The sequence below is a fragment of the Bacillus sp. CZDM1 genome, assembly GCF_055502545.1.
In genome coordinates this window covers 93,199-107,494 of the sequence record NZ_JBUESO010000003.1, presented here as the reverse complement: position 1 = coordinate 107,494, position 14,296 = coordinate 93,199, and the positions used below count along the sequence as shown (strand labels likewise).

The following is a 14,296-nucleotide window of genomic DNA, read 5'->3' as shown; positions in this document are numbered from 1 at the left end:
AACAACCGCATTACTTATTATATATAGAATATTAAAACATTTCATTAGTAAGGTTTCTTTTTTTTCAGAAAAATACTCTGCAGCATTATACAGAGCCTTTTTTATATTTAGGAATAAATGAAATCAGAATTAAACTAACTATTGCAAAGGTAAGAACCACATAATATACCCAATGTAATGATTGAGTCAGCCCTTCCTGAAGTAGTTCTCTAGCTGATTCAGATAAAGTAGAGCCCTCATCTTCCTTTAATAAAAGGTTTGCAGAATCCACAGTAAGTTTTTCCTCAGATTGTTTGGAGTTATCACTAAGAAAATTGCCCAGCCGATTATTGAGAATTCCGCCAAGTAAGGCTGCACCAATTGTGTTTCCTAAATTCCTCATAAACATATTGGCCGCGGTTGCGATTCCTCTTTGCTGCCAGCTTACTGTTGCTTGAATGGAGACAATAAAAGCCGTTGAGGTTAAACCCATACCTACGCCAACAATAAGAGACCCTAATGCAGCCCAGAGCGGCCCAGAGGAGCCTGTCATCGTGACAAATACTATACTGCCGATAATTAAGGCTCCACCTCCAATAAGGGAGGTTTTACGGTATCCCAATGAAATAAGCATCCTTCCAGAAAGCGTCGAAGCAATTGGCCAGCCAATGGACATTGCTGTTAATGTAAATCCTGCAACGATTGGTGTTTGTTCCATTACCCCTTGAACAAATGTAGGAAGAAAACTTGAAATTCCTATCAACATTATACCGGTTGTTAAAGAGGTTACATTCGCAATAAAAATAGATCTTTCCTTCCAAATATTAAAGGGCATTACAGGTTCTTTTGCCCGTCCTTCGTGATAGACAAACAGACTAATCGTAATAATAAATAAGACAATTAAGCTGACAATTTGCCAGGATCCCCATGACCAACGTCCTCCACCCTCCACTAACAAAAACATTAAGGAGGAAATAGACAGTGTTAATAAGAATGCACCTATGTAATCAATTTTATGCTTTTTCTTTTCAACGTTCTCGTGAAGGTAAAATCCTATACCAATCAAAGAAAGCATCCCAAGTGGGATGTTTATCCAAAAAATATAATTCCAGCTTACGTATTGGACGAGTAATCCACCTACTGCTGGTCCTGTAACAGCAGAGATTCCCCATACACTTGCTAAATACCCCTGAACTTTTGCTCTTTCCTCAGCAGAGTAAATATCACCAACAATAGTGGTTGCAATCGGAGTAACCGCACCTGCACCAAACCCTTGGATTAATCGAAAAATAATAAGTGCTTCCATCGATGTTGCAAAACCGCAGAGGATGGATCCAATTAAAAAGATAATGATTCCAATAAAGAGAATAGGTTTTCTGCCGAATAAATCAGATAATTTTCCATAAATCAGGACCGTTACCGCATTCATTAATAAATACGCTGAAAAAACCCAGCTGTAAAGAGTAAAGCCACCTAAGTCAGCAACAATAGCTGGCATGGCCGTTGAAACGATCGTTGCTTCAATCGCTCCCATAAACATCGCTAGCATTACGGCTGCCAAAACAAGCGGTCTATTCGTCTTTCCACTCTTTGATTTAGAAATTGGATTAGCCATCACTACACCTCATGTTTCTCAATAAAATAATACAGCCCCCATATGGGAGCCTTATTTTTCACTTTTATTCATCTTGTTTACGTCCAAATTCAACTGCATTAACACTGTACTTCGAGGCAATATTCCTTCAAAATAACCATCTTCCGTATCAACACAAAGAAAAGGATGGTTAACTAAGAGCCTCAGACAGGTTTTGATTGAAGCAGTAATCTTTACTCGTGGAACAGATATATTCATAACCTCTTCCACTCTTTTTTTTTCTAATTGTTCAAATTCAATCCTTTCAAGTCCAAGAATTGAATCCATAATAATAGGTGTACTAATAAGACCATGTAGTTTATAATGCGGATCTAGTACGGGTATAGCCGTATATCCACTTTTAGTTAGGACTAATAATGCATGCTCAAGATTATTTCCAACCTGTACATGAGCAACACGCTCAGAAGGTATCATTAATTTTCGTATATCTATTTCTAAAAATTCACCACTGTGAAGACTAATCATCGCCGAAAACTCCTCAATGTTTGTTTTACCACATGTATATTCTACCATAGTTTTCGGAGAACTGGTTTTTTTTATGAAAAAGTAATAAACAAGAAATTTCGTTATAAAAGAAAAAAATTAGGAACCGTTGCCGGCTCCTATTGAATTAAATCAAAAATTTCAATTGTAATCATGTCTACATTATCAAATTGATAGCGTTTTGGCTTTTCCTTTTCATTATATATTTCTAATTCAAATGTTTCTGTTTTTGGATGAAATGTTACTTGACACTTTCTTTCGCCATTTACTTCAAAATAGCGTTGTGCCGGCTCACCTCCATTAGACTGTTCCTGAAGGTTTTTTAACCGTGTTAATATCCCTTGAAGCTGTGACATATGCTCCGTCTCCTTTCAAACACAAGCAAACTTTCTACTGTTATGTTTCTCTTTTCGCATATTTCTATCCTTATGGATTTTTTCCAGCATAATTTCATCTGGTGAATATGCCAATATTAAAAGAATAAAATAACAGACAGCATCTGTCCATGTAAAAGTGAAAAAAGTGGAAACTTTTTTTTATTTATTTGAATTAGCTTTCTTCAAAATAGAATCAGGTATATTATTATACAAAAATTCATCCACCTTCCAGCCTCCATCGACTTTTCTTAATAAAACCCCCTCAAAATGATCTTCATAGCCAACTGGACCATCTGTAGAGGCAGGAAAAAATTCAAAAACATAAATGCTATCAGGAGAAAAGATTACTTTTGTCTTATCAGAATAGTGGAAAAAGGGAATATAAAAAAGTGCAAAATCTGAACCATATGTAACAAATTTCCCTTCTTCTTCAAAAACGTTCTCTTTCCAAAATAACTTTTGATAACCTTCAGAAAAGTAGGGATGTAATAAATCATTAATTTCTTCTTTTGTTCTAACCTGTTCACTCAAAGAGACCTGAACTTGAAAGGCTTCCTGAAGCATGCTAAAAATCTCTTTTTTAGTACTTAGATTTTCTTTTGCTGTTGGAGACAAAGGTATTAATAATAAAACGACAAGAAGTAATAGTAAAGTTTTCTTCATTTTCCTTTTCCTCCTCCCGGTAAAAGATTTAGGTTATTATTCATTTTAACAACAAATATTCCTGATAATTGCAAAAATAAATCGCAAAAAAACATCAGAAATAGACATTAACCCACAAATTATTAAAATTTCTAAGGAAACTCCCCGAAAAATCTTTATAAAAAATAGGCCTCAATGAGGCCCTATCGAAAAAAAGTGATTGCAACAAAAAGGATGATAAATAGAACTAGGGTAAAAAATATTCCATATGCCCAAAAAATCGGATTGCTCAAATAAATATGTCTTTGTATTGGCTCAGCTATTTTTGTATCCATTTCTCCTTCAACTGCTTTTTTCTGTCTGGCCACTGACAATGTATAAATAAGCGAAACCGCAAGAATTCCAACAATAACTATTGAAAGAGCATTAACAAACAGATTCATGAGCGATTTCTCCTTTAATAATATTTCTATTAAAATTCCACCGTATGAATTATTTTATACTCGTAAAGTTATAACAATTGGTCATTCTCGAATAAATACTGATAGGTAATATCAATAAACAAGTAATCACTTCCGTTTATAGGAATAGAGAAAGTTCGTATCGTCTCCCCAGTCTCGATATCACTGTATAAATCAGATAATATCCCCTTACGTTCATTTCTCATTTTAATGATATTTTCTAAAAAATAGGGACGCCAGCTCCAATTCTTTTCAAAATATTCTTTTTGGGAATACCAGCCGCTCTCACCCTTAAAAATATTCGAGGATTTCTGAAAACCATCTTCATCACATACATACATCCGAAATGCAATTTGATCCATTTCTTTAATGAGCGAAGAAAACAACTCTTCATAATTAGCCTTTTTGTTCTTAATTAATATATCTTGTACTTTATTTTGAAAAAATTCTGCTGCTGAATATATTGCTTCCAGTTTCCTTTTCTCATATGCGATAAATTCATGGAATTTCCCTTTTAAACGCTGTTTTAGTAATTCACGCTCTATAAACTCCCGGGCAGGGGGATGCAGATAAAATCCTTGATAATATCTCCCGCCATTTTTCCATGCAAATTGAAGCTGATAACTCATTTCTATATTTTCAAAAAGTAATGTGGCTCCAATTTTCCTTGCTAATAATGATAAAGAAAACAATACATCCGTAAAGCTTGCAGCCGTTGCATTTGATTTTAAAGCACGTAAATTTATTTTTATGATTTCAGGACCTAATTGGCCAATACGTTCAAAGAAATTTGTGTCACTATTTATACTTGCAATAGCAACTTTTATCCCATACGTTCGATAATATTGTAATAAATGATCTAGCTGACCAAAATCACCCTTATAATTACCTTCAGAAATTTCAAGGACTATTCTCTTTAAATTCAAGCCTCTTTTTTCAAAAGCCAGCAGTTCTTGTAAAAATGGCTCTCCATGTCGATACATGAGTAAATCGGCATCACGATTCAAATAGATACTAACATCATCCTCAAGATCAAATGCACGTTCTAACGCTTTTTGAACTAATAATTGGTCAACTTCGAATTTGTATTCGTCTGGAATACTATCATCATGGAAAAAGCTGCCCAAGCTGATGATGCTGCCCTCTGATTGATATCTACCTAATACCTCATAAGCAATTACACGCTGCTCATCGGCACTAAAAATTGGTTGAAAATAAGGAATGACATTTTCAAGATCCGTTAGGATATCCAATGCATCCATTTATGCACCCTCCGCAAAAAAGATTTTCCTCATTATACCATAACCTTATATACAATACGCTCAACTTGCACATCATGTTCTTTTCCAAAAGAATACCATCATAGGCATTTCGAAAATGCCGAATGATAGTACCAAGTCCATAGAATGGAGGCTAACAATTGAAAAAACTTTGCTTGTTAGTATCAATCCTTCCACTGTTTGGATGTAATAATGCAGATGAAACAGTTTCTAAACAGCCAGATTCGCAAAACTACACAGAAATATATGAACAAGTACCAAGACCTGAAATTCAAAAAACTAGAAATACCACCACTAATAGTGAAAATAAACCGAAGCCTATTACAAAAACAAACCAGCCAGTATCACAACCAGCTAAAAAAAATTCAATGATGCTGGATGTTGTCTTGATTAAACAAAATCCTGAGTTAAGATATGGATGTGAAGTAACAAGCCTTGCGATGGTTTTAAACTTTGCTGGTGTGAAAACAGACAAAATGGATTTGTATCGCTCTATTCAGAAAGATCCTGACCCTATCAAAAGATCTTCTAATGGTGATATATTAAATTGGGGCAACCCTGCGGATGGTTTTGTAGGAGATATGACCGGTAAGCAGGCAGGTTATGCAGTATTTGATAAGCCAATGGAAGCACTTGTTAATCAAAAACTCCCAGGCAGAGCTGTTAACTTAACAAACCAGCCCTTTGAACGAGTTCTAGAGCATGTCTCTGCTGGTTATCCGGTAGTGGTATGGACAACAGGAGATTATCGATTACCCGATCGCTGGGAGTCTTGGTATCATGGACAGCAAGTTATTAAAACACCATTGGATTTGCATGCCGTTGTACTAGTGGGTTATGATGCAAATTATGTTTATTTGAATGACCCGCTTTCTGGCAGAAAACAAGTAAGAGTTGGAAAAGAAAATTTTATCGCTTCCTGGAAAGCACTCCAAAGCAGGGCGGTAAGTTATAAATAGAAAAGCAGCCAAAAGGCTGCTTTTTATTTGGAATTTTTTATATATTTTAGAATATGAACTATTGTATACCTTTTTATCAATAAATTCATTCTGCCTTTTCGCTTGCAAAATTGTCCATTTTTAAAGAAAATACGAATGACTCTATTTTTACTCAGAAAAAAATCGTAGATAGGTTGGTAATTAAATTATGCCTAAAAAAATGAAAAGGAGATCTTTCCTAAAAAGTACCTTTGGTACACTTCTTACAGTTTTCGGTCTTGGTTCAGGCGGTTACTTCTATGCCAATCGAATTGAACCTTCACTTCTTGAAATAAATCACCTTGAAATCAAGCACTCGTTAATTCCTGCAAGTTTTACTGGAGTAAAAATTGTTCAATTTAGCGACACACATTTAGGTTTTCATTACAATATAAACCAATTAAAGAAATTAGTTGACAAAATTAATCAACTACAGCCTGATTTGATTTTTTTTACAGGAGACTTATTGGACGAGCCAAATAAATATAATGAAATAAATAAAGTTCCTCCAATTTTGCAGCAATTAAAAGCAACAATCGGTAAATATTGTATTTATGGAAACCATGACCATGGTGGCTATGGTTCAGAAATTTATAAAAATCTTATGGAAATGTCTAATTTCACCCTCCTGTTAAACGAATCCCTCCCTATTAAGCAAATGGATGGAAGTTATTTTTCTCTATTAGGTATAGACGATCGAATGCTGGGCAAACCTGATTTACAACTAGCAATGAAAAATGTACATGAGAGCTCGTTTAAACTTCTTTTATCTCACGCCCCTGATGTTGCCGATGAAGCCTCCGCCTATCAAATACATTGGCAGTTAAGTGGACATAGTCATGGAGGACAGGTGAAAATCCCTTTTGTTGGGGCTCTCGTCATTCCACCTTTTGCACAAAATTATCCCGAAGGGTACTATTCCATTGGTGAAATTAATCCATTGTCGTTATATGTTAATCGGGGTATCGGCACAACACGACTCCCATTTCGGTTCATGGCAAAACCAGAATTAACTGTATTTACCTTGATTTCAATGGAAACAGATTAAAAAATCCTTACCCAATAATCGGCAAGGATTTTTTAATTGCTTCTGCTATTTCCTTTAAGATTTTTTCTTGATAAAAACTTTTCCTCTAGCCCGATTAGGCATTTTTCTCATCCTTTAAACGTAAAAAGTTCTCATTTTTTACAATAATGTTTTTACTTTCTTGTATTTCTATTTTACAATTAAATCATAATAAAGATAAATAATTTAAAGAAAATAAAGACTATTTCACTAAAACTTCTAAATTGTCAATTATATCTTAAGTTGACCGTAAAAACCTAAAAGAATATATAGAAATTATAGGAAATAGGTTTACTCTGTTTTTAATTAGAAAGGAGTACATATCTTGACTCACGAAAGGGAAATCCCCCATCCAAAAGGAAAGCTAACGATAGATAACCTCTCACAAGCTCTTTTTATTGTTAATCGCCATGCAAAAACAGCACCAAACCCCAAATATTTATATAAACTAAAGCATGAATCATTAAAAAAATTAATAGATGAAGGTAAGGCAAAAAAAATAGGACTTCATTTTTCGGAAAATCCTCGTAATAGCAAACAGCAGTCGGATGTCCTCGTTCAGTGCGGCCATTATACTTTTCATATTCCACCTTCTAAGTCTGATTTTGCTGAGCTTCCTCATTTGGGGAAATTAGATGGAAGTGTGAGAAATCCAAAAACCTCACTTTCTCTTAACCAAGCAAAAGGCATATTACAGCTATATACCGGCATAACAGAAATGGAACAGCCACCTTCAAATCATCGAAAAAACCGTCCATATCAAAAACCGATTTTTAAAAAGTTAGGAGAACGATATACGTAAAAAGGCCAAATTTAACTGGCTCTTTTACGTATTTTTATTTTGTACATAATTTCGCTACAGCTTATTGATAATTTTGTGAACTCACTCACAAGTTATAGACCCTTTTAACCAACAGGTTTACAATACAATCATAAGAAGACTAAATCATAAAGAGGTGCCTTAGACATGAAAGGGACAGCGATTCTTTATCAAGAGCAGAGGATTACATTTATTGAAGATGTTGAGCAGACAGTATTCGAAGAAATAAAAAACCAGTGTGGCTGTGATCAATGCAGCTGCAAGGTAGATAATAAAATTGTTACTTTCGATTCCGTCTCTCCCGTTTTCTGGCATGAAGATGAAGTTGATTGGGACTATGGTTATTAATAATACTCTATAATTTGATATAAACTCCCCCCCCCCCCTTTAAGAACAGCCTGATTATTATTCAGGCTGTTTTTATATTCTCACTGCACTCCCTTGTCCATTATTGTAGAATATTTCTATAAATCTGTTTATAATCAGAGTATTCATGAAAGCAATGGAAGGATGAACAAGGGTGGAGCATTTAATTAATACCAAAGTTCAAGGCATAGAAGTTTCAGGAATTAGAAAATTTTATAATATGGTAGCACACATAGACGATGTTATTTCATTTACAATTGGTCAGCCAGATTTTCAAACACCAGAGCATGTCAAACTAGCCGGCATCCATGCAATTGAGGAAAATTTCACTTCCTATACACCTAATGCTGGAATCCCAGAATTACGAACTGCCGCATGCGATTTTGTTAATAAGAAATATCGTCTTTCCTACGAACCAGATTCCGAAGTAATTGTCACAATGGGTGCAAGTGAGGCAATAGATATATCGTTTAGAACCATTCTAACGGAAGGTACGGAAGTTATCCTGCCAGGACCTATTTATCCAGGATATGAACCGATTATTCGGCTGTGTGGAGCACTTCCGGTTCATGTCGATATTAGGAAGAATCAGTTCCGATTTACGTTAGAAATGATTAAGCCTTATATTACCGACAAGACACGCTGCATTGTTTTGCCATACCCATCAAATCCAACAGGAGTAAGCCTCACTGAGATAGAGTTAAAAGAAATCGCTGATTACTTGAAAGAGAGAGAAATCTTTGTCCTCGCAGACGAAATATACAGCGAGCTCACTTATGATCAGCACCATCTTTCGATTGCATCCTTTTTAAAAGAGAAAACAATCGTAATTAATGGGTTGTCAAAATCTCATTCGATGACCGGGTGGAGAATTGGCTTCCTATTTGCTCCTAAAGATATTACCAAGCATATATTAAAGGTACATCAATACAATGTATCCTGTGCAAATTCAATTGCTCAGAAAGCAGCTTTAGCAGCATTAACCACGGGAATGGATGATGCCATCCCGATGAAAAGGGAATATATCCAAAGACGCGCCTATGTTTACAATCGTCTTACCGATATGGGGCTAAGTGTAGTCAAGCCAGACGGTGCATTCTATTTCTTTGTTAAAATCCCTGATTCAATCCCTTTGAATAGTTTTGACTTTTCTCTTGAGATGGTCCATCAAGCAAAGGTAGCAGTAGTTCCTGGAAGTGCATTCTCAGAATTCGGCGAAGGTTATTTTAGACTTTCTTTTGCCTGTTCACTTGAAACGCTGGAAATTGGGTTAAATCGAATGGAGCAATTTTTAAATGATAAAAAACACCCTCACTGTTAAAAAGTGAGGGTATTTCTGCTATTGACCTTTGTATTGTCCATTATTTTTGGACGCCTTTTCTTTTTTTGCTTTTTCTTTATGAATTTTATTTGTTGCTGCTGATCCCATTTCATGAGCAAATTCTTCATTTAAGACAGCAGAATCAAATCCTTTTTTATTTTTTTGCTGCGGGTCATTCTTCTTTGTTCTTTTAGCCATATATAGTTTCCTCCTATTTCAGCTTCTAGCTTATTTTTTGAAAACAGGAGGAATTTATACAACTCGTATTAGGACTTCCAATATTTATATAATGCCTGTGTCCCACTATTCTCCTCGCCCATTACAACAAGTTGATCATACAGGGATTTTGCCAAAGCTAAACCAGGAACTTTCATTTCCATTTGCTCTGCTTCATCTAAGGCGATTTTCATATCCTTAATGAAATGTTTTATGTAAAATCCTGGTTCAAAATTCCCATTCAGCATTCTTGGAGCAAGATTGCTTAATGACCAGCTTCCAGCAGCGCCAGTGGTAATACTTTTTAACACTGATTCTGGATTTAATCCTGCTTTTTCGGCATAAATGATGGCCTCGCAAACACCAATCATATTTGAAGCTATCGCAATTTGATTACACATTTTTGTATGCTGTCCTGCACCTGCTTTTCCCTGATAAACAATATTTGTTCCCAGGAGACTTAGAAGTGGTCTTATCGCTTCAACGTCTAATTCTTCTCCGCCTACCATAATGGACAGTTTCGCTTCCTGTGCACCAACATCACCGCCAGAGACAGGGGCATCAATGGTATGAATACCTTTTTCATTTGCAGCCTCATATATTCTCCTTGCAAGTGATGGGGCTGAAGTCGTCATATCGATGAGATAACTATCTGGTCTTGCATGATTAACTAAGCCATTTTCACCTAAATAGATTTCTTCCACATCAGAAGGATAGCCAACCATTGTAATAATAACATTAGCCTTCTCTGCCATTTCTTTTGGCGAATCTACCCAAATAGCGCCTTTTTCTACTAGTTCATCTGACTTTTCCTTAGTCCTTGAAAAAACAATTAAGTGATACCCAGCTGCCATTAAATGCCCAGCCATACTTTTTCCCATAACACCTGTCCCAATAAAACCAATTACAGTATTTTCTGGAGTTAACAAAATAAATCAATCCTCCGATCACGAATTTTCACCTTTTATTATATATGTAATAACGCAAAAAAACCGGAACTAAGTACTTTCCGGTTATCGTGCTCAATCTCCAAATTTATGCACCTACATAGTTTCTCCTAGTTCAAATCATGATAAACACAAATTCAAAGCTCTGATGAAAAATTTGTTAAGTAGACACGTCCAAAAACTTCCTGATTATTGTATATTTCAATCGAAACTGCTTGGTTTTTCTCAATCATATTCTCTATTTCATGAATGTGTAAGTCTTCCTTTAGGGGGAGCGGATCCATAAAAATATACTTTTCACTTTTTCCCTTTACCTCTAAATATTCTCCATTTAAAACTTGCTCTTCTCCGTATATGATTTCACGTTTACCAATTGCAGCAACAAGCTGATCATCATGTATCGTAACCTTTACTTTATATAACTCATGTCTATCTAAAATTTCATTATTAATTCTAAAACGGAATTGAAGTTCATTATTCTTCGTTAACAAGGCATCGGCGTAACGATTTACAATTAGTTCTTTTGATAGGGGTAATCCACAACCAGTAAGGATAGTTCCAATAAACATGATACACACTAGAACAAAAACCATTTTTCTACTTCTCCGCATGTTTAAACACTCCTTTATGTTTTTACCTTAACCAAATATTTTTGGTAATAAACGTAAAATGAGGTTGATTATTGGAATAATAACTATGAGGTTAAATAGCTTTAATCATGCCCCCATCAACTAAAAACGAACTCCCTGTCATATAGGTATTAGCATCCGATAGAAGAAAAGCTGCTACGTTGGCAAATTCCTCAGGTGTTCCATATCTCTTAAGAGGAATTGTCTCTTTCATTGATAATTCAACCGTTTTTATGTCGACTCCTTGTTTATCCGCATTAATTTGATCTAAATGCTTAACACGATCAGTTGCTATGCGACCTGGCGCGATTGTATTGATTAAGATATTGTAGGAAGCAAATTCAGATGCTAATGACTTAGATAGTCCAACAATACCGGTTCGAAAGGTATTAGAGAGTATTAAGCCTGGTATTGGCTCTTTAATTGAAGATGAAGCGATGTTAAGAATCTTTCCTCCATCCTTTTTTAGGTAGGGCAATGCTTCACGAATGACACGTACATATGATAATAAATTTAATTCAAATGCACTTTGCCACTCATCATCTGTTAAGTCCTCAAAAGTTCCAGCAGGCGGCCCCCCTGCATTATTAACAAGTAGTTGAAGACCTCCAAATGTTTCTATTGTTTTTGATACAAGTAGTTTAATATCTTCTGTCTTTGTTATATCTGCTTTTTGGAAATCAACACTGCCCTTCCCGATAGATGCTAATTCCTCAGCCTTCTTTTTAAGTTTTTCCTCATCTCTGCCTGAAATCATTACGTTGGCTCCTTCTTTTACTAACGCTTGTGCGATAGCATATCCCAGCCCTTGGCTGGAAGCAATTATGAGCGCTGTTTTCCCGCTAAGATTTAAATCCATCATACATCCCCCTTTAACTTGTCTATTTCTATTATACTAAAATTTTCCTCGTATTCCTAAAACATGTACGACAAAAAGAGACAGAATCATTCTGCCTCTTTGAAATAAAGTATTATTTTGTTGCAGCATTAACTGCTTCAATTACTTGTGAAGTTGTTTGCATATTTAAAACCTGAGTGGCAAGCTTCTCCATTTCGGCTTTACTTAACTTTTTAATTTGAGACCTTGCTTTTAGGATAGACGTTGCACTCATTGAAAATTCGTCTAATCCTAGACCTAGAAGAAGTGGGATCGCTGTTTCGTCTCCAGCCATTTCACCGCACATCCCAGCCCATTTACCTTCTGCATGTGCAGCATCAATAACCATCTTCACCAATCGCAGAATAGACGGGCTATATGGCTGGTAAAGGTAGGATACACGCTGATTCATCCTATCTGCCGCCATTGTATATTGGATTAAATCATTCGTTCCAATACTAAAGAAGTCAACCTCCTTAGCGAATTGATCAGCTAAAACAGCAGTTGAAGGAATTTCAACCATAATCCCTAGCTCAATATCTTCGGAAACCTTTTGGCCAGCAGAAATAAGCTTTTGTTTTTCCTCTTCAAGGATTGCCTTCGCTTCACGGAATTCATCCAAGGTTGCAATCATCGGGAACATTACTTTTAAGTTACCATAACTGCTTGCACGAAGAAGTGCACGAAGCTGGGTACGGAAAATATCCTGCTCCTCCAAGCATAAACGAATTGCCCGGAATCCTAAAAAGGGATTAAGCTCCTTTGGTAATTGAAGGTATGGAAGCTCTTTATCGCCGCCGATATCTAATGTACGAACAACCACTGGCTTACCATTCATACCTTCTAAAACAGCCTTATAAGCCTCAAATTGTTCTTCTTCAGTAGGAAGCTGGTCCCTTCCCATATAAAGGAATTCAGTTCTGTAAAGTCCTACACCTTCTCCACCGTTTTCGATTACTCCCTTTAAGTCATTAGGAGTACCAATATTAGCGGCTAATTCAACATGATGATCGTCCGCTGATACCGTTTTTTCATTAACAAGCTTTGCCCATTCTGTCTTCTGAGCTTCATATTGCTGATGAATGTTACGGTATTCCTCCACCAGCTCAGGAGTAGGATTAATATGTACTTCACCTTTTAGACCATCAACAATGACTAAATCACCATTGTTAATATCTTCTGTAGCACTTTTTGTTCCTACTACTGCTGGAATTTCCATGGATCGAGCCATAATCGCAGAATGAGAAGTACGTCCGCCAATATCAGTTGTAAACCCTAATACGTATTGTCGGTTTAATTGAGCAGTATCGGATGGTGTTAAATCCTCGGCTACAATAATTACTTCTTCAGCGATCATACTTGGATTTACTAATTGTACGCCTAGTAAATGTGATAGAACGCGCTTTGTAACATCACGAATATCAGCAGCACGTTCCTTCATGTACTCATTGTCCATTTGTTCAAACATCATAACAAACATGTCTGCTGTATCTTTTAATGCAGCTTCTGCATTTACTTTTTCTGACTTAATCTTATCTTCAATTGGTCCATTTAGTTCTGGGTCAGTTAGCACAAGTAAATGTGCCTCAAAGATAGCTGCTTTATCTGCACCAAGTTCAACCTGAGCGCGATCTCGAATTGCCTCAAGTTCTGCTTTAGATTTCTCTATAGCTTCCTTAAAACGAGATACCTCTGAATCTGCATCCTCTATTGTCTGTTTATCAAATGATAAATTTGGTTCCACTAGCCGATATGCTTTTGCAATGGCAATGCCATTGGAAGCAGCAATTCCCTGTAAAAATGTCATTACTCAGCCAGTCCTTCTTTTTTCAATAATTCATCAAGGCTTCTTATTGCTTCTTCACTGTCACTGCCCTCTGCACTAATTGAGATATCTGCTCCTTGGCCAATTCCAAGAGACATGACACCCATAATAGATTTTAAGTTAACTTTTTTACCCTTATATTCTAAATTGATTTCTGAATCAAATTTGCTCGCGGTTTGTACAAGCAGGGTTGCAGGTCTTGCGTGGATCCCTGTATCAGCTGTTACTTTAAATTGTTTTTCTGCCATGTTAAATCAAACTCCTTCTCGTTAATGTAAAATGACACTCGCTATTACATATCTAACAACATTTAGTCAGATAAGTTTAACTGAACTAATTGTTATATTATCTCCAAAAGAATATGAAGTATGTAAAC

General features: G+C 35.9%; 17 protein-coding genes. 5 read left to right on the top strand and 12 right to left on the bottom strand.

The annotated features are described in order from the left end of the window. Positions 1-85 precede the first annotated feature (85 nt). From ACY3XC_RS08210 to ACY3XC_RS08185, 6 genes are all read right to left on the bottom strand, one after another. Positions 86-1,594 carry an MDR family MFS transporter gene (locus ACY3XC_RS08210; protein WP_464868140.1) on the bottom strand — a complete coding sequence of 503 codons (1,509 nt, stop codon included), beginning with the start codon at positions 1,592-1,594 and terminating at the stop codon, positions 86-88. Positions 1,595-1,645: 51 nt separating this feature from the next. Further along, positions 1,646-2,098: a cyclic-di-AMP-binding protein CbpB gene (gene cbpB / locus ACY3XC_RS08205; protein ID WP_464868139.1), complete on the bottom strand. Its 453-nt coding sequence runs from the start codon at positions 2,096-2,098 to the stop codon at positions 1,646-1,648. 137 nt (positions 2,099-2,235) lie between these two features. Next, positions 2,236-2,472 (bottom strand): YkuJ family protein, encoded by a 237-nt coding sequence (locus ACY3XC_RS08200; protein WP_045515459.1) that lies wholly within the window; start codon positions 2,470-2,472, stop codon positions 2,236-2,238. Positions 2,473-2,652: 180 nt separating this feature from the next. Next, entirely contained in the window at positions 2,653-3,156 is a 504-nt protein-coding gene (locus ACY3XC_RS08195; RefSeq protein WP_464868138.1) for a DUF3993 domain-containing protein, read from the bottom strand. A gap of 182 nt (positions 3,157-3,338) precedes the next feature. Continuing rightward, positions 3,339-3,578: a hypothetical protein gene (locus ACY3XC_RS08190; RefSeq protein ID WP_464868137.1), complete on the bottom strand. Its 240-nt coding sequence runs from the start codon at positions 3,576-3,578 to the stop codon at positions 3,339-3,341. A gap of 68 nt (positions 3,579-3,646) precedes the next feature. Beyond that, the gene (locus ACY3XC_RS08185) at positions 3,647-4,858 is read right to left on the bottom strand and encodes an EAL domain-containing protein (protein WP_464868136.1); all 1,212 of its coding nucleotides are present in this window, start codon (positions 4,856-4,858) and stop codon (positions 3,647-3,649) included. Positions 4,859-5,016: 158 nt separating this feature from the next. On the opposite strand from ACY3XC_RS08185, the gene ACY3XC_RS08180 reads away from it, so the two are divergent. The 5 genes from ACY3XC_RS08180 (at position 5,017) to ACY3XC_RS08160 (ending at position 9,426) form a co-directional block, all read left to right on the top strand. Beyond that, a complete protein-coding gene (locus tag ACY3XC_RS08180) occupies positions 5,017-5,835 on the top strand; it encodes a C39 family peptidase (RefSeq protein WP_464868135.1) in 819 nt (272 codons plus the stop codon). Between the two features lie 187 nt (positions 5,836-6,022). Then, entirely contained in the window at positions 6,023-6,901 is an 879-nt protein-coding gene (locus ACY3XC_RS08175) for a metallophosphoesterase (protein WP_464868134.1), read from the top strand. 343 nt (positions 6,902-7,244) lie between these two features. Beyond that, positions 7,245-7,721 (top strand): YkyB family protein, encoded by a 477-nt coding sequence (locus tag ACY3XC_RS08170; protein WP_218781149.1) that lies wholly within the window; start codon positions 7,245-7,247, stop codon positions 7,719-7,721. A 165-nt stretch (positions 7,722-7,886) separates the two neighbouring features. Next, on the top strand, positions 7,887-8,087 hold the full coding sequence (locus ACY3XC_RS08165) for a hypothetical protein (protein ID WP_464868133.1): 201 nt from the start codon (positions 7,887-7,889) through the stop codon (positions 8,085-8,087). A 172-nt stretch (positions 8,088-8,259) separates the two neighbouring features. Next, on the top strand, positions 8,260-9,426 hold the full coding sequence (locus ACY3XC_RS08160) for an aminotransferase A (protein WP_464868132.1): 1,167 nt from the start codon (positions 8,260-8,262) through the stop codon (positions 9,424-9,426). A gap of 18 nt (positions 9,427-9,444) precedes the next feature. On the opposite strand, the gene ACY3XC_RS08155 is transcribed toward ACY3XC_RS08160, so the two are convergent. The 6 genes from ACY3XC_RS08155 to ACY3XC_RS08130 form a co-directional block, all read right to left on the bottom strand. Continuing rightward, positions 9,445-9,624: a hypothetical protein gene (locus ACY3XC_RS08155; protein ID WP_464868131.1), complete on the bottom strand. Its 180-nt coding sequence runs from the start codon at positions 9,622-9,624 to the stop codon at positions 9,445-9,447. A gap of 68 nt (positions 9,625-9,692) precedes the next feature. Continuing rightward, positions 9,693-10,571, bottom strand: a complete 879-nt coding sequence (locus ACY3XC_RS08150) for an NAD(P)-dependent oxidoreductase (protein WP_464868130.1) — start codon at positions 10,569-10,571, stop codon at positions 9,693-9,695. A gap of 155 nt (positions 10,572-10,726) precedes the next feature. Next, the gene (locus tag ACY3XC_RS08145; RefSeq protein WP_179158439.1) at positions 10,727-11,200 is read right to left on the bottom strand and encodes a hypothetical protein; all 474 of its coding nucleotides are present in this window, start codon (positions 11,198-11,200) and stop codon (positions 10,727-10,729) included. Between the two features lie 91 nt (positions 11,201-11,291). Further along, a complete protein-coding gene (locus tag ACY3XC_RS08140) occupies positions 11,292-12,077 on the bottom strand; it encodes an SDR family oxidoreductase (RefSeq protein ID WP_464868421.1) in 786 nt (261 codons plus the stop codon). A 112-nt stretch (positions 12,078-12,189) separates the two neighbouring features. Then, a complete protein-coding gene (ptsP, locus tag ACY3XC_RS08135) occupies positions 12,190-13,902 on the bottom strand; it encodes a phosphoenolpyruvate--protein phosphotransferase (RefSeq protein WP_464868129.1) in 1,713 nt (570 codons plus the stop codon). Further along, positions 13,902-14,168: a phosphocarrier protein HPr gene (locus tag ACY3XC_RS08130; RefSeq protein WP_411252568.1), complete on the bottom strand. Its 267-nt coding sequence runs from the start codon at positions 14,166-14,168 to the stop codon at positions 13,902-13,904. Before ACY3XC_RS08130 ends, ptsP begins: the two co-directional genes overlap by 1 nt. Positions 14,169-14,296: the final 128 nt, after the last annotated feature.